Raw genomic sequence first — 17,625 nt, 5'->3', positions numbered from 1 at the left:
GCGGAGAGCGGGGGTGCTGTGGCCGACCACAGCGCCCCCGCTCCCGTTAGGTGTTTCTACCGCTCCGTCAGCCGGTGATCTTGGCTTCGGTCGAGGCGCCGAGGTTCTTGATGACCCCGCCCACGACCTGGTACACGTAGATCGCGTTGGTCTGCGGCTCGCCGTTGTCCTTGAACTTGATCTGCTTCGACGCGCCCTTGAAGTCCTCGGTCTTCAGGAAGTCGTTGATCTTCTCGCCGGTGGTGTTGCCCGCCTTGACCGCGTTGATGATGGCGGTCGCGGCGTCGTAGCCCTCGGTCGCGTAGATCGCCGGGTCGACGTTGAACTTCGCCTTGTACTTGGTGGCGAACTCGTTGCCCGGGGCACCCGCGTCGGGGATGTTGCAGGGGCAGCCGACGACGGCGCCTTCGGCGGCCGCGGCACCCGCGCCCGAGACCAGCTGCGGGTCGAGCGAACCGTCACCGGTGGCGAAGACGGCCTTCACGCCGCCGTCGCGGAGCTGCTTGAGCAGCCGGCCGGCCTGGGCGTAGTAACCGCCGTAGGTGATGACGTCCGGGTTGGCCGCCTTGACCTTCTGGACGGTCGAGGAGTAGTCCGACGCGTCCTTGGCGAACTTGTCGCGCTCGGTCGTGATGCCCTTGTCCTTGAAGGTCTTCTCGAACGCGTCGGCCAGGCCGACGCTGTACTCCTGGTCGTCCGAGAGGACGTACGCGTTCTTCGGCGACTTCGCCGTGATGAGGAAGTTCGCGATGCCGGGACCCTGGTCGTTGTCGTTCGCGACGACGCGGTGCCAGTACTTCCAGCCGTTCGCGGCCAGACCCGGGTTGGTCGCCGACGGCGACACGCTCGGGACCTTGCCCTGCTCGAGGACGCCGCCGACGGCCTTCGACTCACCGGAGAAGGCCGGGCCGATCAGCGCGGTGATCTTGTCCGTGCCGATCGCGGTCTGCACCAGCGAGGTGGCCTGCTCCGGCTTGCCCTGGCTGTCGTAGTTCTTCAGCTCGAGCTTCACCGAAGGATTCGTGGCGTTGTACTCGTCGATCGCGAGCTTGGCGCCGTTGTTGGGCGGGATCACGATCCCGGAGTTCTCCCCGGTCAGGTCGCCCATGAACCCGATCTTCAGCGTGCTGCCGTCACCGCTGCCCGACGAGCTGCTGCCGCCGGCACAGCCCGCCAGCGCAAGCGACGTCGCCGCCGCGAGGGCGAGGACCCGTCCAAAACGCACTCCTGACACCGACTACCTCCCATGACCAACCACCGCCGGTAGGCGTTGCCCCCGACACAGGGGCTAGGTTAGGGCAGGAAGATATCCCTCTCGCCCGTCATGTGCACAGGCGGCCTCACTACTCTGTGTCCACATCGTGACGATCGCAACCGACACGAATTGCACGAAAAGCCGAACAACGTTTCGCTTCAAGGTCGTGCTGGTCACGCAGAGAAGTCGACTATCCACGTCCACCGGACGAATGGATGACGGCCGTGTTTCCGCCGTATGTCGTCGCCCATTTCCCGGGACGGTGCGTGGCCGGTTTCCCAGGCGATCCGCTGTTCCCCCGCACGGACCGGGCGCTGTCGCCGGGATGCACCTTACGTCCGGTTCGCCCGGCCCGGCGCACCACCCCCGTCCCAGGTCTGCCCGAAAGGCTTCCCGCCCGGGAACTCCGGTCACAACCACCGGTTGTCGACGGCGTCGAAACGGCTGTTGGACGCCCCCGCCGCTGCGCGGTTCGCTGGTCGCAGACCGGAGAACAAGGGAGAACAGATGCGGATCGCGGAGCTCGAAGTCGTCGAAGGGGTCGCGGCGGGGGTGCCGTTCGTGGCGTTGCCGCCGGCGGATCCGGCCGCGCCGGCGGCGCTGCTGGCCGGCTGGCACCTGATGGAGCCGCCCGCGAGCGAGCGCGCGCTGGCGGCGGCGCTGCCGATGGCGGGACTGCAGGCCTGGCGGGTGTACTTCGGGCTCCCGCTCACCGGGGCGCGGCTGCCCGGGGGCGGGCCCGCCGAGCTCTTCCGGCTGGCGAGCGAGGACGCCGTCCTCAACGTCTTCGGGCCGGTGACCGACCAGGCCGCGGGGGAGTTCCCGGCGGCGCTCGCCGCGCTGCGCGACCGGCTGCCCGGCGCCGACGGCCCGCTGGGCGTCTTCGGCGGCTCGGCCGGCTCGCTGGTGGCCCTGGAGGTGCTCGCCCGGGGAGACGCCGACGTCGCCGCCGGCGCGATCGTGAGCCCGGTCGCCCAGCTGGCGCCGGTCATCGGGCGCAACGAGCGGGTCTACGACGTCACCTACCCGTGGAGCGCGCGGTCCCACGCGGTCGCGGCGCACCACGACTACGTCAGGCGGGCCGCCGAGCTCTCGGCGCCGCTGCTGATCGTGGCCGGGTCGGCCGACGACATCGCGGTCCGCGAGCCCGCCGCGGCCCTGCGCGACCGGCTCGGCGACCGGGCCGAGCTGGTGACGATCGACGGGATGGGGCACGAGTTCGCCGAGGCGCCGGGGCTCGACGCCGCACCGCAGACCGCGGACGCGGCCCGGGTCGACGCCGCGTTCAGCGCGTGGTTCGGACCGCGGTTGCGACGCTGAGGTCGCCTTCCGGCAGCCAGGCGCGGTCCGGGTCGTAGGCGCACCAGTCCTCTTCGCGGCCGGTGCGCCAGGCCAGCGTCAGCAGCCGCCGCAGCGCCGGGCGCGCCTTCCCGCGCCGCCAGACCAGCGACCACGGGAACAGCGGCGACGGCTCGAACGGCAGCACCTTCAGGTCGAGGTCGGGCGCCAGCTCCATGTCCGCCCCGGCGAGGGTGACGCGCCGCTTGCCGTAGCGCGTCTGCTCGAGGGTGTGCCGCAGGTCGTAGCTGACGCCGGAGTCGTCGATCGGCACGCCGAACGTGCCGCACAGCTCGGCCACGTACGACTGCCATTCGGCGGCCCCGCCGTGCCCCGGCAGCCAGATCCCGTCGGCGCGCAGCTCGTCGAGGGGCAGCACGTCCAGCACGGCCAGCGGGTGTTCCGGGGCGAGCAGCGCGACCAGCGGTTCCAGCCGGATCGGCCGGTGCTCCAGCTCGTCCGGCAGCGGCTTGCCGAACCCGGTGACCCGGCCGACCGCGACGTCCAGCTCCCCGGACAGCAGCGGCTCGACGGCGTGCGCGAACCCGCCGCCGGCGATCCGGTCGATCCGCAGCGCCGGGTCGCGCTCGGCGAGCCGGCGCAGCAGGAACATCGGGGCGAGCCGGAAGTCGACGACGTCCAGGCGCAGCGGCCGGTCGTCGGCGCCCATCGCGGCGACCGCGGCGTCGGCCACCCGCAGCAGCTCGAGCGCGTGCGGCAGGAACCGCTCACCGTCGGCGGTCAGCTCGACCGACCGGTTGGTGCGCAGGAACAACGGCACCGCCAGGGCGTCTTCGAGCTTCCGGATCCGCTTCGACAGCGCCTGCTGCGTGAGGAACAGCGTCTGCGCGGCGCGGCCGAAGTGCCGCAGCTCCGCGGTGACGGTGAACGCCCGCACCTGGGCGATGTCGAGGTCCACGGCTCAGGAGCCCGGCGGGCGGTCCCGGACGACGCAGGTGAGCCGGGCGGTGCAGGTGCGGCGGCCCTCGTCGTCGGTCAGGACGATTTCGGTGGTGATGGTGCCGCGGCCGACGTGCAGCGGCGTCGCCACCCCGGTGACCTTGCCCGAGCGGACGGCCCGGTGGTGGGTGCAGGACAGCTCGAGGCCCATCGCGGCGCGGCCGGGGCCGGCGTTCAGCGCGGCGACCGTGGAGCCCAGCGCCTCGGCGAGCACGGCGTTGGCGCCGCCGTGCAGCAGGCCGTAGGGCTGGAGGTTGCCCTCGACCGGGATCGTGCCGACCACCCGCTCGGGTGTCACCTCGATCAGCTGCATCCCGACCTTGTCGTTCAGCTGCTGGTCGGCCGCCGCCGGGTCGATGCCCGCCAACCGGTCCACGTCGATGTGGGCGGGACGTTCCGTCACTCAATGCTCCTGTTCCTATGCGACACGTAAGAGTGTCGTACCCCCAGCCTAGACTCGGCGACGTGAGCCCGAGTGAGAAGACGACCGTTGCCAACGCCACAGGAACCACCGCAGTCGCGGAGCGGCCGAAGCTGCTGCTGATCGACGGCCATTCGATGGCCTACCGCGCGTTCTTCGCGCTGCCCGCCGAGAACTTCAGGACCAAGACCGGGCAGGTCACGAACGCGGTCTTCGGGTTCACGTCGATGCTCATCAACCTCCTGCGCGACGAAGCGCCGACCCACCTCGCGGTGGCGTTCGACCTCTCGCGCAAGACGTTCCGGTCGGAGACCTTCGCCGACTACAAGGCGAACCGCAGCGCGACGCCGGACGAGTTCCGCGGCCAGGTCGACCTGGTCCGCGAAGTCCTGGACGTGCTCGGCATCCCGTCGCTGACGAAGGAGAACTACGAAGCCGACGACATCATCGCCACGCTCACGACGCAGGCCACCGCCGAAGACTTCGACGTCCTCATCTGTACCGGCGACCGCGACGCGCTGCAGCTGGTCACCGAGCACGTCACCGTGCTCTACCCGAAGCGCGGCGTTTCGGAGATGACCCGGTTCACCCCGGAGGCCGTCGAGGAGAAGTACGGGCTCACCCCGCGGCAGTACCCGGACTTCGCGGCCCTGCGCGGCGACCCCTCCGACAACCTGCCGAACATCCCCGGCGTCGGCGAGAAGACCGCGGCCAAGTGGATCAAGCAGTTCGGCTCGCTCGACGACCTGATCGACCGCGTCGACGAGGTCAAGGGCAAGGTCGGGGACGCGCTGCGGGCCCACCTCAGCTCGGTGCAGCTGAACCGCCAGCTGACCGAGCTGATCCGCGACGTCGAACTGGAGATCGGCCCGGGCGGGCTGGAGCTGCGCCCGTGGGACCGCGAGGCCGTGCACGCGCTGTTCGACGAGCTGGAGTTCCGCGTGCTGCGGGACCGGCTGTTCGCGACGCTGCAGAGCGCCGAACCCGAGGCCGACGAAGGGTTCGAGGTCTCGGGTGACGCGCTGGCCCCCGGCGCGCTGGCGGCGTGGCTCACCGCGCACGCGGGCCCGGCCGAGCCGGTGGCGCTGTCCTTCCGCAGCATGGGCACCTCGGTCCGCTCCGACCTGCGCGCGGTCGCCTTCGCGACGGCTGACGGCGAAGGCGCCTACGTCGACGTCACGGCGATGGACCAGGCCGACGACGCGGCGCTCGCCGCCTGGTTCGCCGACCCGAAGATCCGCAAGACCGGCCACGACCTCAAGGTCGCGCTGCACGCGATCCACGCCCGCGGCTGGGCGCTCGCCGGGCTCGCGATGGACACCGCGCTGGCCGCGTACCTGGTGCGGCCGGGGCAGCGCACGTTCGACCTGGACGACCTCGCGCTGCGCTACCTGCACCGCGAGCTGCGCTCGGAGACCGACGGCGGCGACGGGCAGCTGTCGCTGCTCGACGGCGGCGCCGAAGGCTTGGAGCAGAAGGAGATCCAAGAAGAGCTCGTCAAGGCGCGGGCCGTCTTCGAGCTGGCCGGCGCGCTCGACAAGGAGCTCGACGAGATCGGCGGCGCGAAGCTGCTCGCCGAGCTGGAGCTGCCGCTGCTGGAGGTGATCACCGCGCTGGAGGTCGCCGGGGTCGCCGTCGACCTGGAGCAGCTGACCACGCTCGAGGCGCACTACCTGAGCCGTGTTACGCAGGCCGCCGAAGCCGCGTACGAGGTCATCGGCAAGCAGATCAACCTCGGTTCGCCGAAGCAGCTGCAGGTCGTGCTGTTCGACGAGCTCGGCATGCCGAAGACCAAGCGCACCAAAACCGGCTACACGACCGACGCCGAGGCGCTGCAGGGGCTGTTCGAGAAGACCGAGCACCCGTTCCTGCAGCACATGCTGGAGCACCGGGACGCGACGAAGCTGCGCACGACGGTCGAGGGGCTCATCAAGTCCGTCGCCGACGACGGCCGCATCCACACCACGCTGCTGCAGACGATCGCGGCCACCGGGCGGCTGTCGTCGACCGAGCCGAACCTGCAGAACATCCCGGTCCGCACCGAGGAAGGCCGCCGCATCCGCGACGCGTTCGTCGTCGGCGCGGGGTACACCGAGCTGATGACCGCGGACTACAGCCAGATCGAGATGCGGATCATGGCGCACCTCTCGCAGGACGCAGGCCTCATCGAGGCCTTCAACAGCGGCGAGGACCTGCACACGTTCGTCGCGTCGCGGGCGTTCTCGCTGCCGCCGGAGGAGATCACGCCGGAGCTGCGCTACCGCGTCAAGGCCATGTCGTACGGCCTCGCGTACGGGCTGTCGGCGTACGGCCTCTCGGCGCAGCTGCGGATCTCGACCGACGACGCCAAGTCCCAGATGGAGGCGTACTTCGACCGCTTCGGCGGCGTGCGCGACTACCTCCACTCGGTCGTCGGGGTGGCCGCGAAGAACGGCTACACCGAGACGGTCTTCGGCCGCCGCCGCTACCTGCCGGACCTCAACAGCGACAACCGCCAGCGCCGCGAGATGGCCGAGCGGATGGCGCTCAACGCCCCGATCCAGGGCAGCGCGGCCGACATCATCAAGGTCGCGATGCTCAACGTCCACCGCGAGCTGGTCAAGGCGAAGCTCGAGAGCCGGATCCTGCTGCAGGTGCACGACGAGCTCGTGCTCGAAGTCGCCGAGGGCGAGCGCGAGGAGCTGGAGAAACTCGTGCGCCACGGCATGGGTTCGGCCTACGAGCTCGCCGTCCCGCTGGAGGTTTCGGTCGGCTACGGCCGGTCCTGGAACGACGCCGCGCACTGACGTCTTCCCGGCGAACCCCGCACCGTCCGGTGCGGGGTTCGTCCACGTCCAGGTGACGTCGCCTACGCTGCGTCGCCGTCGGAATCACCGGGTCGTGGGGCGGGACTACTCGGCCGGACGGCGCCGCGCGCCGGTCCGCCGGACGAAGCTGGGTGGCCCGAACGGCCCACCGGGCCCGGCCGAAAGGACCACCATGGCCACCGATTTCCAGCGGCGCAAGATCTCCGGCGTCTTCGGCGCGATGGACGCCGACGCCGACGGCTACCTCACCGAGTCCGATTTCCGGGCGCTCACCACGAGATGGCTCGACCTGCGCGGCACCGACGACAGCACCGCCGAAGGGCAGAAGCTCGCCGCCATCATGATGGGCTGGTGGGGCACGTTGCTCGCGGCGTCGGACCGGGACCGCGACGGCAAGGTCACCCTCGACGAGGTCCTCCAGGTCGTCGATGACCTGCCCAAGACACCCGCCGCGGTCACCGGCACCGCCGACGCGATGTTCGAAGCCGTCGACGAAAACGGCGACGGCGCCATCTCCGCGGCCGAGTACCGGCAGCTGATCGAAGCCTGGAACGGCACCGAAACCCCGACCGACGAGGTCTTCGCCCACCTCGACCTCGACGGTGACGGCCGGCTCTCCCGCGAGGAGTTCACCGGGCACTGGCTGGAGTTCTGGGCGGGCGACGACCCCGCCGCCCCGGGTAGCTGGGTTTTCGGCCGCGTGTGATCCGCTCTGTGATCCGCTCATCGGGACGCCGCTGCGCCGAATGGCGGACGCCGTCCGGCGCAGGTGTTACTGCTGGGTAGCGGGTCCCGCGCCGACGTGAGCCGATCACGGCGTAGGGTCCGCCGAATGGGGTTCGAGCGTGAGCGACGACGCTGGCGGGTCCGGCTGCACGACGAACTCGGCCGGCTGTGCGGCGCGGGCACGGTACTCGACGAGTACCACGTCCTCACCAGCGCGCACGTCGTCGAGACCGCCGGCGGCGCGCGATCCGCGTTGAGCGTCGACTTCGTCGGCCTGGCCGAGGCGTTGCCCGGCACGGCCACCGTCGTCGAAGGGTGCTGGGTGCCCTCCGACGGCGGTGGCCGTGGCGACCTCGCCCTGCTGCGCCTCGAACGTCCCGAGTCCCGCGTGTTCCGCGCGCCGCTGCACCGGATGCCGCTCGGGGAGCACCAGCTCGTGCGCGCCTTCGGTTTCCCGCCCGGCTCGGTCGGCCGCTGGACCCACGCCCGCCTCGGCGGCGCCGAACACCCCGGCGGCCCGGGCGGCGAATGGATCCGGTTGCTGCGCACGGCCGAGGCCGAGTCGCTCGGCCCCGGGTTCGGCGGCACCGCGGTGCTCGACGAAGCGACCGGGCACGTCGTCGGCATGGTCGTCGGCAAGGACACCGGGACCTGGATGATCCCCGTCGAGACCATGCTCGGGCACCTGCCGCAGCTGAGCATCTGGACCTCCGGCGGCCCCGCCGTCGACGCCAGTTTCTCCCGCCCCGTCGGCGAAACCGTCGACGTCTCCTTCGTGCAGCGCGTTGTCGACTGGTTCGCCAAGGCCGAGCCCGGCACCGTCTGGGTCGTCGACACCGGCGAGGCCGGCTCGCCGGTCGCGGCGGCGCTGCGCTTCGGCATCGTGCTGGCCGACCGCGAACGCTCGCTCGGCGTCCCCGGGCTGCCGCCGGCGCTCGGCCAGATGCCCCCGGCCGGCAGCGTCGACCTCGCGGTGGACGCGACCGGCCGCACCGCCGACGCCGTCCGCCACCGCATCGAAGAACGGCTCACCGGCGGCGTCGCCGGCCGCACGCTCGTCGTCGACGCGATCGACGACTCCGCCGAACCGGACCGGCTCGTCGGCGAGGTGCTCGGCCCGCTCGCCGGCCGCGCGGCCGAGCTCGGCATCCGCCTGCTGCTCGGCTTTCGCGAGGAGTCCTCGCCCGGAGTGGCGGCGGTGCGGGCGAGCACGGACCGGGCCCGCCCGGCGACCGACGACCTCGCCGGCCGCCTCGACGTCCTGACCCAGGCCGTGGAAGAGCTCGCCGAGATCGAGGCCTACCAGCTGCGGGTGGCGACGCGCTTCACCGGCGTCGCGATGCTGCCCGCGCGGGCCCACCGGCTGCGCGGCACGCTCAAGCAGCTCCGCTCGGCCGAGGTCGACGGCGACGCCGAGTGGGTCGAGCGCCACATCGACGGCCACGAGCACGCGGTCGCCCCGGCGGTCGAGGACGGCCGCCGCCAGCGCGCGGTGCTCGACGGCCTCGTCGCCCGCCGCGAGGAGCTGCGCGCCCGCCTGGCCGGCGACAACGAACTGGCCCGCGAACACGGCGTCGCGACCGACCCGGAGCTGGAGCAGGTGTACGTCCCGGCGAAGCGCCTGCTGATCGACGGCCCCTGCGAACTCACGGCGGCGGCCACCGCGGTCGACACGTACGCGGCCGCGGTCCGCGCCCGCATCGAAGACCGCTGACCGCCAGCTTTCCGCTCGGCGCAAGGAAAAGCCGTGAAGGCCTCCTTACCGGCTCTTACGGCCGGTAAGGAGGCCTTCACGGCTTTCGGCGCCCGGAATTGTCGGTGCTCGCCGGTAAAGTGGAAGACGGGGGCGGCGCCCCGCGGGCTACCGCGAAACCGTGGCCGAGCGAACCGCGGGCTACCGCGAAACCGCGGCCGAGCGAACCGCGGCCGAGCGAACCGCAGCCGCGGAAACCGCGGCCGGCAAAGCGCGCCCCGCGGTCGCCGGTGAAGCGGCAGCTACCTCCTGCCCAGGCCGCGGATCAGCACCATCACCGCGTCCCGGACCTCCGCCCGCGTCCGTTCCGGGCCGAACACCTGCCAGTCCAGCGCGACCACCAGCATCGTGCCGAACAGCCCGGCCGCCGCCGTCGGGATCTGGACTCCCTCCGGCAGCCTCCCGGCCTCCTCCAAGCGGGAGAGCTGGCTCTTCACGATCGAGATGATTTCCTCGCGCAGCAAGGAAAGCGTGCCGTGCCACTGGCCGGGTGTGCGCCACAGCTCGCTCACCAGGATCTGCGAAAACCCCGGATACCGGGCGATGAACTCCAAAGTCACGTCGATCTGGGCCTCGATCACCTCGAGGGGATCCGCATCCGAAACCGCGTCGCGCAGCCGCCCGGCGAGCGTGTCGACGCCGTAGCGCAGGAGGCCGTCGACCAGGCCGTCCTTCGAACCGAAGTTGTAGTAGACGGTGCCCTTCGCGACGCCCGCCTCGGCGGCGATGTCGTCGACGGTGAGGCCCACCAGGCCCCGGCTCTTCGTGAGGCGCAGCGTGGCCTCGAAGAGCTTCTGCTTGGTCCCGCCGCTCACAGGCTCAGCTCGGGCTTGAGCGCCGACACCGTCCAGACCCGGCGTTTGCGCGCGGCCAGCGTGGACACCAGGATCCCGCCGGCCAGGTAGGCCAGCAGCACGCCGATGTCGCCGAGGATCTGCACGGTGGCGCCACTGTAGAACAGGTGCCGGAAGCCGTCGATCGCGTACCCCATCGGCAGCACGACGTGCAGCGGGTACAAGGCGTCCGGGATGGTCTGCCACGGGAACGTGCCGCCCGCGCTGACCAGCTGCAGCACCAGCAGCACCAGGCCGAGGAACTTGCCGACCGCGCCGAAGAACGCGTTGAGCGCGTGCACTACCGACGTGAACGTCAGCGACACCAGCACCGCGAACCCGATCGCGCCCAGCGGGTGCGCGATGTGGATGCCGACCAGCCACGTCACCGCGCCGAACAGGACGATCACCTGCGCGATGCCGAGCAGCGCCGAGGACAGCCAGCCGCCCACGGCGACCCGGAACGGTGACGCGCCGGCGGTCAGCGCGCGCGTCGAGAGCGGGCGCAGGATCAGGAACAGCACGAACGCGCCGATCCAGGTGGCCAGCGAGATGAAGAACGGCGCCAGGCCCGCGCCGTAAGTCCCGGCCGACGCCTCGCCGTTGGCGTTGACCGCCACCGGGTCCGCGATGGTGTTGGCCGTCGCCGCGCGGGTCGGGTCGTCCGGGTTCGGGATCTCCTTGAGCCCGGCCGAAAGCCCGTCACGCAGCTTCACCGCGCCGTCGGCGAGCTGGTTCGTGCCGGTGACCGCGGTCTTCTCGCCGTCGTCGAGCTTGGCGGCGCCGTCCTTGAGCTGGTTCGCGCCGTCGGACGCCTGCGCGATGCCGTTCGCCAGCTGCGGCGACGCGGTGGCGAGCTTGGCCGCGCCGTCGGACACCTGCTTGGCGCCGTCGGCCAGCTTCGCGAGATCCCCGTTGGCCTGCTGGATCTTGCTGTTGGCCTGGTCGACGGGGGAGCGCAGCTGGTCGGCCTTCGCGAGGATCGCCGTGACCTGCTCCTCCGGCACCCCGGCGTTCCGGAGATCGGTCTGCAGCTGCGTGCGGTAGCTGTCGAGCTTGCCCTGGATGTCGGACGACGCGGTCGCGGCGACGGACGCGGCGTCGGCGACCTTCTGGTCCCCGGCGGCCACCTGCGAGGCACCGTCGGCGAGTTTCTGCGTCTGGGACGGCAGATCCGCGGTGCTGCTCTTGAGCGTGCCGAGGCCGGTGGCGAGCGTCGAGGAGCCATCGGCGAGCTGGGCCGCGCCGCTGGCGAGCTGCTGCTGGCCGGACTTCAGCTGGTTGGCGCCGTCCGCGAGCTGCGACGCACCGGTCGACGCTTCCTGGATCTTCCCGTAGATCGTGGAGAAGCCGACCAGGAACCGGTCCGCGGCCTCGCTGCCGACCTTCTCCGCGATCGTCTTGCGCACCTGCTCGGCGACCTGCTTCGCGATCGTCCCGGACAGGTAGTTGTTGGCGTCGTTGGTGGTCAGCGTGATCGTCGCCTGCTGCGGCTGGAAGTTGCCGACCGACAGCAGCGCGGCGGAAAACCCGCTCGGGATGCCGATCGCGAAGGAGTACTTGTCGTCGCGGACGCCGTCACGGGCGTCCTGCTCGGACACCTCGTGCCACTGGAACGTGCCGGACTTGACCAGCTCGTCGGTCACCTCACGGCCGACGTTGCGTTGCTGCCCGGTGGAGTCCTGCGCGCCCATGTCGCTGGTGAAGACGGCGGCGGGCAGCTTGTCCAGCCGGCCGTACGGGTCGTAGTTCGCGTAGAGGTAGAAGGACGCGTACAGCAGCGGCACCAGCACGAGCGCGACCAGTGCCAGCTTGGGCATCGTGCCGGTGGACAGCCGCCGCAGTTCGTTGCGGGCGATCCGGAAGGCGTTCATGCGGATTCTCCGTCAGTGACGTTCCCCGGGCTCGCAGGGAGCTCTTCGGTGGGTTCCGGGGAGTAGTTCTGCGGCGACGGCTGCTCGGCCGAGCCGATGCGCGCGGGGGTGAAGGGCAGCGCGGACGCCGGCGTCGTGGCGGTCAGCACCACCACGGCGAGGCCGCGTCCGGCCTGCTCGCGGGCCAGCCCGGCCCAGCTGTCGACGTCGCTCGTGTGCCGGTCGGGGGTGTCGAGCACGAGGACGCGCACGCCCTTGCGCGCCGCGGCCAGCTCGGTGAGCAGCCGGGTGCGCAGGGCGGGGGCGAGGTTCTCGAACCGGGTGCCGGCGTACGGCGCCGCGTCGTGCTCGGTGAGCCAGCGGGCGACGTCCTCCTTGCCCGCCGGGCGGTGCGCCAGGGCCAGCTCCTCGCCGACGACCACGCGCAGGGGCAGCGCGTCGTCCGGCTCGCTGACCTCGGGCGCGTCGACGACCGCGACGAGCGCGGACAGCCCGGCGTCCGAGCCGTCGACCGTGACCGTGCCGGTGCTCGGCTTGAGCCGCCCGGCCAGCGCCAGGCCGAACGCGGTGACGCCGACGCCGGGTTCACCGTGCACGATCGCCAGGTCGCCCTCGCCGACGGTCAGCGAGGTGGGCGGTAACAAGGTGCCGTGGTGCCCTTCGAGGGACACCCGATCGGCTCGGACCTGCACGGGGACTCCAGCGTGGAAGACTTTTGAACTGACCGGTCAGTTCAAAAGTTAGCCCTCGCCGGGGTGTGGAGCAAGATCACCGGACGCACGTCACACCAGTGGGTGACTCACCGCAGCGCGGCCGCCGGCCGCACCTCCCACGTCGTCCACAGTGGACGATAGCCCTGCCGGTGCCAGAACACCGAGGCCAGCGGGTTGGTCGGGTTGTAGTAGAGGTACGTGCCGGTCGCGCCGCCCGCGTGCAGCTCCCGGTGGACGCGGGCCATCAGCGCCCGGCCGACGCCGCCGCCCCGCTCGCCGGGCGCGGTCACGACGTTGTTCACGTAGCCCCAGCGCCCCGGCGGGAGCAGCTCGGCCGCCGCGCCGCCGGGGGTCGCCTCGACCCACGCGCAGTGCGCCATCGCGCGCACCTCGCCGTCGTCCCCGGCCAGCCAGACCAGCGGTTCTTCGGCGTCGAGGGCCTCGCGCAGGGCGGGCGCCAGCAGATCGGCGGTGTTCGCGCGGCGGGGTGCGGCGACCAGGCCGGTGTAGTCGAACGTCGCCGTCGCCAGCTCCAGCGCCACGGCGAAGTCGGCGGGCCCGGCCCGGCGGACGGCCGCCGAGGGGTCCGGCGCGGCCGGGGGAGCGGTCCGCACGCCCAGCGCGCCGAGCGGGACCAGGCCGTGGTCGAGGAAGGCGCGGATCGCCTCGGCGTCCCGGCTGGGCCAGACGACGACGCACGCCGAGTCGGCGCCGGTGGCCTCGCTCTCGAGCTGCCCCTTCAGCGCGCGCAGGAGCAGGTCGGCGCCCTCGGTGCCGGTGTCGCCCAGGTAGGGGAACAGCTGCCAGGTGTCGGCGGCCGACCACAGCGTCGCCGCGTCGCCGGGGCCCAGCCGGTGCCGCTGCAGCACGCCGGTGACCTGGGTGCCGTCCGCCGTCGCCGCGTCCAGCCGCAGGCCCTCGGCGGGCGGCGCGGCGGGCGGCAGCAGCGCGTCGACGGCCGCGAAGCGTGCCTTGTGGGCAGCGAGCAGCGGCTCGGCGATGTCCATGGTTCCCCTCTGGTCGTCGGTCAGGACCAGGCCGGTCGCCGGATCCACATCGTCCACAGTGGACGATAACCCTGCCGGTGCCAGAACACCGGGGAGAGCGGGTTCGCCGGGTGGTAGAAGAGAAAGGTACCGCGCACCTCGTACGAGAGCAGGGTGCGATGGGCCGCCGCCATCAGCGCCCGGCCGACGCCGCCGTCGCGCGCCGCGGGCGCCACCGACAGCGTGTCGACGTACCCCCAGAGCCCCGGGAGCAGCCGGCCGTGGATGCTGTCGCCCGGCGCCGGCGAGGTCAGGGCGCAGGCGGCCATCCCGGCCGGCACGCCCTCGTCCTCGGCCAGCCAGGCCAGGCCGCTGAACCGCTGCGCCCGGACGACCTCCGCGCGCAGCCGGGCCCGCGCGTCCGGCCGCGGCACGGCGGTGCCGACCAGCGACGTGTACCGCCACTCGGCCAGCCGCAGCTCGGTGAGCGCCTCGACGTCGCCGCTGCCGGCCCGCCGGACGCGCACCCGCGCCGGGCCCGGGTCCGGCGGCGGCTCGACGGGCCGGACGGCCAGGCAGGTCATCGGCGCGAAGCCGTGCGCCAGCAGGACGGCGGACGCCTCGTCGTCCCGGCTCGGCCAGGTCAGCATGCAGCCCGAGTCCGGCCCGCTGCCCGCCCCGCGCAGCCGCTCGCGCCACGCGCCCAGCAGCGCCGCGAGACCCGCCGCGCCGGTCTCGCCCGGCACCGCGGTCAGCTCGTGGATCTGCGCCGGGCCCCACAGCGCGGGCCACGACGCCGGCGCGTGCACGGCGTGCGTCAGCAGGCCGCCCGCCTTCCGGCCGCCCACGGTCACCAGCAGCGGCTCGCTCGTCATGGGCGGGGCCGCGATCGGCGGCAGCTGCGGGTCGAGCGCGGCGAACCGCGCGTTCTGCTGGTCTTCGAGGGACGTCACGAGCGGTGCGTGCGGAAGATCGCGGTGCCCGGGAACAGCCGGCCGCGCAGCGGGCTCCACTGGCCCCACGGCCGCGTGTGCCCCGCCGGCCACTCCGGCTCGACCAGGTCGGTGAGGGTGAACCCGGCGGCGGCCAGCGCGCGCACGTAGTCGCCGAGGGTGTGGTGGTACTCGACGTAGGTGGCGGTGCCGTCGTCGTCGACCTCGACGTAGGGCGTGCGGTCGAAGTACGGCTGGGTGACGGTGAGCCCCTGCGGGCCCGGGTCGTCCGGGAAGATCCACCGCATCGGGTGCGTCACCGAGAACACCCACGGCGCGCCGGGCCGCAGCACCCGGTGGACCTCGGCGAACACCGCGTCCACCGACGCCACGAACGGGATCGCGCCGAACGCCGAGCAGGCCGCGTCGAAGCTGCCGGAGGCGAGCGGCAGGTACTCGGCGTTGGCCTGCACGAGCGGCACGGCGACGCCGGTGCGCGCGTTGCCGGCCTGCGCGTGGCGCAGCATGCCGGCGGACAGGTCGGTCGCCACGGCGTCGGCGCCCTGGGCGCGCAGCCAGCGCGCGCACGCGGCCTGGCCGCAGCCGACCTCCAGCACGCGCTTGCCGCGGACGTCGCCGAGCAGCCGCGCCTCGTCTTCCCGCACGCCCTCCGGGCACCAGACGAAGTCGGCGTCGCCGAGGAACCCGCCGTGCTCGGCCTGGTAGTCGTCGGCGTCGGCGTCCCACCAGGCGAGGTTCGCGGCCGCGGCCTCCGGCCCGCCGACCTCGCGGTAGGCGACGGCGGTCGTGCCCAGCCGGTGCTCGGCGGCGTCGTGGCGCCCCGGCGCGGCGGGCTCGTTCGGTGGCATGATGGTGTCTCCGGTCCCGGCCGCCGGCGGCTGCCCTGCTGCCTGCTCCACCCGCGTCCTCCAGCCTGCGATTTGCCTTCGCGAGGACCTTAGCGATCGCCGGGGGACCCTGATTGTGCCGCCTAGCGACTGCCGCGTAGGATCAGTGTTAGCGCAGTGGGTTCGCGCTGCCTTCCGCTCAGCTTCGTCTCGGGCTCGGGTCGCGCACCGTTTGCGGGTCATGCCGCGGTCGTTCACTGGTGGACGTTTGCTCGCAGGGTCGTCGCATGCTCCCAACAGCCCATCGCGCCGACAACTGCCAACCCTCGATTCCCATCCACCGGAGCAACCCGCCTAATGACCATCGACACCGTCACCGCCCCGACCGCCCCGAACGCGGCCCCTCAGGTCGCCATCAACGACATCGGGTCGGAGGAAGACTTCCTCGCGGCTATCGACAAGACGATCAAGTACTTCAACGATGGCGACATCGTCGAAGGCACCATCGTCAAGGTCGACCGCGACGAGGTCCTGCTCGACATCGGCTACAAGACCGAGGGCGTCATCCCCTCGCGTGAGCTCTCCATCAAGCACGATGTCGACCCGGCTGAGGTTGTCACCGTCGGCGATGAGGTCGAAGCCCTTGTCCTCCAGAAGGAGGACAAGGAAGGCCGTCTGATCCTGTCCAAGAAGCGCGCGCAGTACGAGCGCGCCTGGGGCACGATCGAGGAGCTCAAGGAGAAGGACGAGCCCGTCAAGGGCACCGTCATCGAGGTCGTCAAGGGCGGCCTCATCCTGGACATCGGCCTGCGCGGCTTCCTGCCCGCGTCGCTGGTCGAGATGCGCCGCGTCCGCGACCTGCAGCCCTACGTGGGCCGCGAGCTCGAGGCGAAGATCATCGAGCTGGACAAGAACCGCAACAACGTGGTCCTGTCCCGCCGCGCCTACCTCGAGCAGACCCAGTCCGAGGTGCGCAGCGAGTTCCTCAACGCGCTCGCCAAGGGCCAGGTCCGCAAGGGCGTCGTGTCGTCCATCGTCAACTTCGGTGCCTTCGTGGACCTGGGTGGCGTCGACGGCCTGGTGCACGTTTCCGAGCTGTCCTGGAAGCACATCGACCACCCGTCCGAGGTCGTCGAGGTCGGCCAGGAGGTCACGGTCGAGGTCCTGGACGTCGACATGGACCGCGAGCGCGTCTCGCTGTCGCTGAAGGCGACCCAGGAAGACCCGTGGCGCCAGTTCGCCCGCACCCACGCGATCGGTCAGATCGTGCCGGGCAAGGTCACGAAGCTGGTTCCGTTCGGTGCGTTCGTGCGCGTCGAAGAGGGCATCGAGGGCCTGGTCCACATCTCCGAGCTGGCCGAGCGCCACGTGGAGATCCCGGAGCAGGTCGTCCAGGTCAACGGCGACGTCATGGTCAAGGTCATCGACATCGACCTCGAGCGCCGTCGCATCTCGCTGTCGCTGAAGCAGGCGAACGAGGGTGTCACGCCGGACACCGAGTTCGACCCGACCCAGTACGGCATGGCCGCCGAGTACGACCCCGAGGGCAACTACATCTACCCCGAGGGCTTCGACCCGGACACCCAGGAGTGGCAGGAAGGCTTCGACAAGCAGCGTGAGGAGTGGGAGCGTCAGTACGCCGAGGCCCACACTCGTTACGAGGCCCACATGAAGCAGGTCGTGAAGGCCGTCGAGGCCGACGCGGAAGCCGCCGCCGACGCGGCGACCGGCATCGAGGGTGGCGCGGAAAGCTACACCTCGTCGGGTTCGACCTCGACCGACACGAAGAGCAGCGGTGGCACCCTCGCCTCCGACGAGCAGCTCGCGGCTCTCCGCGAGAAGCTCTCCGGCGGTGCGTGAGCACTAGCTCTCTGAGCTGAAACCCAGCGAACCCCGGTCCGGAAACGGCCCGGGGTTCGCTGCGTTCCAGGCCCCGCCGACTCGGCCCGCCCAGCCTGGTCTCGGGGTCCGCGAGTCACGCCCCGAAGCACGCGAGTCCCGGCCTGGATCACGCGGGTCACGGCCCGAGTACGCGAGTCTCGGCCCCGATCACGCGAGTTCCGGCCTGGATCACGCGAGTTCCGGCTCCGATCACGCGGGCAGCGGCCTGGATGACGCGACTTCCGGTCCTGATCACGCGGGCAGCGGCCTGGATGACGCGACTTCCGGTCCTGAACAC

At 71.8% G+C, this 17,625-nt stretch carries 14 protein-coding genes; 5 read left to right on the top strand and 9 right to left on the bottom strand.

From position 1 onward, the window contains the following. Positions 1-67: 67 nt before the first annotated feature. Positions 68-1,225 carry a branched-chain amino acid ABC transporter substrate-binding protein gene (locus tag MUY22_RS45620; RefSeq protein ID WP_247054218.1) on the bottom strand — a complete coding sequence of 386 codons (1,158 nt, stop codon included), beginning with the start codon at positions 1,223-1,225 and terminating at the stop codon, positions 68-70. Positions 1,226-1,762: 537 nt separating this feature from the next. On the opposite strand from MUY22_RS45620, the gene MUY22_RS45615 reads away from it, so the two are divergent. Beyond that, a complete protein-coding gene (locus tag MUY22_RS45615) occupies positions 1,763-2,575 on the top strand; it encodes a S9 family peptidase (protein WP_247054215.1) in 813 nt (270 codons plus the stop codon). Here MUY22_RS45615 and MUY22_RS45610 read toward each other — a convergent pair. Both MUY22_RS45610 and MUY22_RS45605 read right to left on the bottom strand, forming a co-directional pair. Then, on the bottom strand, positions 2,541-3,512 hold the full coding sequence (locus tag MUY22_RS45610) for a LysR family transcriptional regulator (RefSeq protein ID WP_247054213.1): 972 nt from the start codon (positions 3,510-3,512) through the stop codon (positions 2,541-2,543). The two genes, MUY22_RS45615 and MUY22_RS45610, sit on opposite strands and share 35 nt — an antisense overlap. Positions 3,513-3,515: 3 nt before the next feature. After that, positions 3,516-3,956: a PaaI family thioesterase gene (locus MUY22_RS45605; protein ID WP_247054211.1), complete on the bottom strand. Its 441-nt coding sequence runs from the start codon at positions 3,954-3,956 to the stop codon at positions 3,516-3,518. A gap of 62 nt (positions 3,957-4,018) precedes the next feature. Here MUY22_RS45605 and polA point away from each other — a divergent pair, with 62 nt between their 5' ends. The 3 genes from polA (at position 4,019) to MUY22_RS45590 (ending at position 9,221) form a co-directional block, all read left to right on the top strand. Beyond that, entirely contained in the window at positions 4,019-6,760 is a 2,742-nt protein-coding gene (gene polA / locus MUY22_RS45600) for a DNA polymerase I (RefSeq protein ID WP_247054209.1), read from the top strand. A 193-nt stretch (positions 6,761-6,953) separates the two neighbouring features. Beyond that, positions 6,954-7,487, top strand: a complete 534-nt coding sequence (locus MUY22_RS45595; protein ID WP_247054207.1) for an EF-hand domain-containing protein — start codon at positions 6,954-6,956, stop codon at positions 7,485-7,487. 126 nt (positions 7,488-7,613) lie between these two features. Further along, the gene (locus MUY22_RS45590) at positions 7,614-9,221 is read left to right on the top strand and encodes a serine protease (RefSeq protein ID WP_247054205.1); all 1,608 of its coding nucleotides are present in this window, start codon (positions 7,614-7,616) and stop codon (positions 9,219-9,221) included. A 281-nt stretch (positions 9,222-9,502) separates the two neighbouring features. Here MUY22_RS45590 and MUY22_RS45585 read toward each other — a convergent pair whose 3' ends face one another. The 6 genes from MUY22_RS45585 to MUY22_RS45560 all read right to left on the bottom strand — a co-directional run bounded on the left by MUY22_RS45585 (position 9,503) and on the right by MUY22_RS45560 (position 15,467). Further along, a complete protein-coding gene (locus tag MUY22_RS45585) occupies positions 9,503-10,075 on the bottom strand; it encodes a TetR/AcrR family transcriptional regulator (protein WP_247054203.1) in 573 nt (190 codons plus the stop codon). Further along, a complete protein-coding gene (locus MUY22_RS45580; RefSeq protein ID WP_247054201.1) occupies positions 10,072-11,967 on the bottom strand; it encodes a YhgE/Pip domain-containing protein in 1,896 nt (631 codons plus the stop codon). Before MUY22_RS45580 ends, MUY22_RS45585 begins: the two co-directional genes overlap by 4 nt. Then, positions 11,964-12,659: an ABC transporter ATP-binding protein gene (locus MUY22_RS45575; protein WP_247054199.1), complete on the bottom strand. Its 696-nt coding sequence runs from the start codon at positions 12,657-12,659 to the stop codon at positions 11,964-11,966. Before MUY22_RS45575 ends, MUY22_RS45580 begins: the two co-directional genes overlap by 4 nt. 107 nt (positions 12,660-12,766) lie before the next feature. Next, positions 12,767-13,687: a GNAT family N-acetyltransferase gene (locus MUY22_RS45570; RefSeq protein WP_247064436.1), complete on the bottom strand. Its 921-nt coding sequence runs from the start codon at positions 13,685-13,687 to the stop codon at positions 12,767-12,769. A 20-nt stretch (positions 13,688-13,707) separates the two neighbouring features. Further along, positions 13,708-14,619, bottom strand: a complete 912-nt coding sequence (locus tag MUY22_RS45565; protein WP_247054197.1) for a GNAT family N-acetyltransferase — start codon at positions 14,617-14,619, stop codon at positions 13,708-13,710. Next, positions 14,616-15,467, bottom strand: a complete 852-nt coding sequence (locus tag MUY22_RS45560; protein ID WP_247054195.1) for a class I SAM-dependent methyltransferase — start codon at positions 15,465-15,467, stop codon at positions 14,616-14,618. Before MUY22_RS45560 ends, MUY22_RS45565 begins: the two co-directional genes overlap by 4 nt. A gap of 336 nt (positions 15,468-15,803) precedes the next feature. On the opposite strand from MUY22_RS45560, the gene rpsA reads away from it, so the two are divergent. Then, positions 15,804-17,306 carry a 30S ribosomal protein S1 gene (gene rpsA, locus MUY22_RS45555; protein ID WP_247054193.1) on the top strand — a complete coding sequence of 501 codons (1,503 nt, stop codon included), beginning with the start codon at positions 15,804-15,806 and terminating at the stop codon, positions 17,304-17,306. The last annotated feature ends 319 nt before the right edge of the window (positions 17,307-17,625 follow it).

The sequence above is a fragment of the Amycolatopsis sp. WQ 127309 genome (genome assembly GCF_023023025.1).
Taxonomy (GTDB): domain Bacteria; phylum Actinomycetota; class Actinomycetes; order Mycobacteriales; family Pseudonocardiaceae; genus Amycolatopsis.
This window is presented reverse-complemented; position numbering and strand designations above follow the sequence as displayed.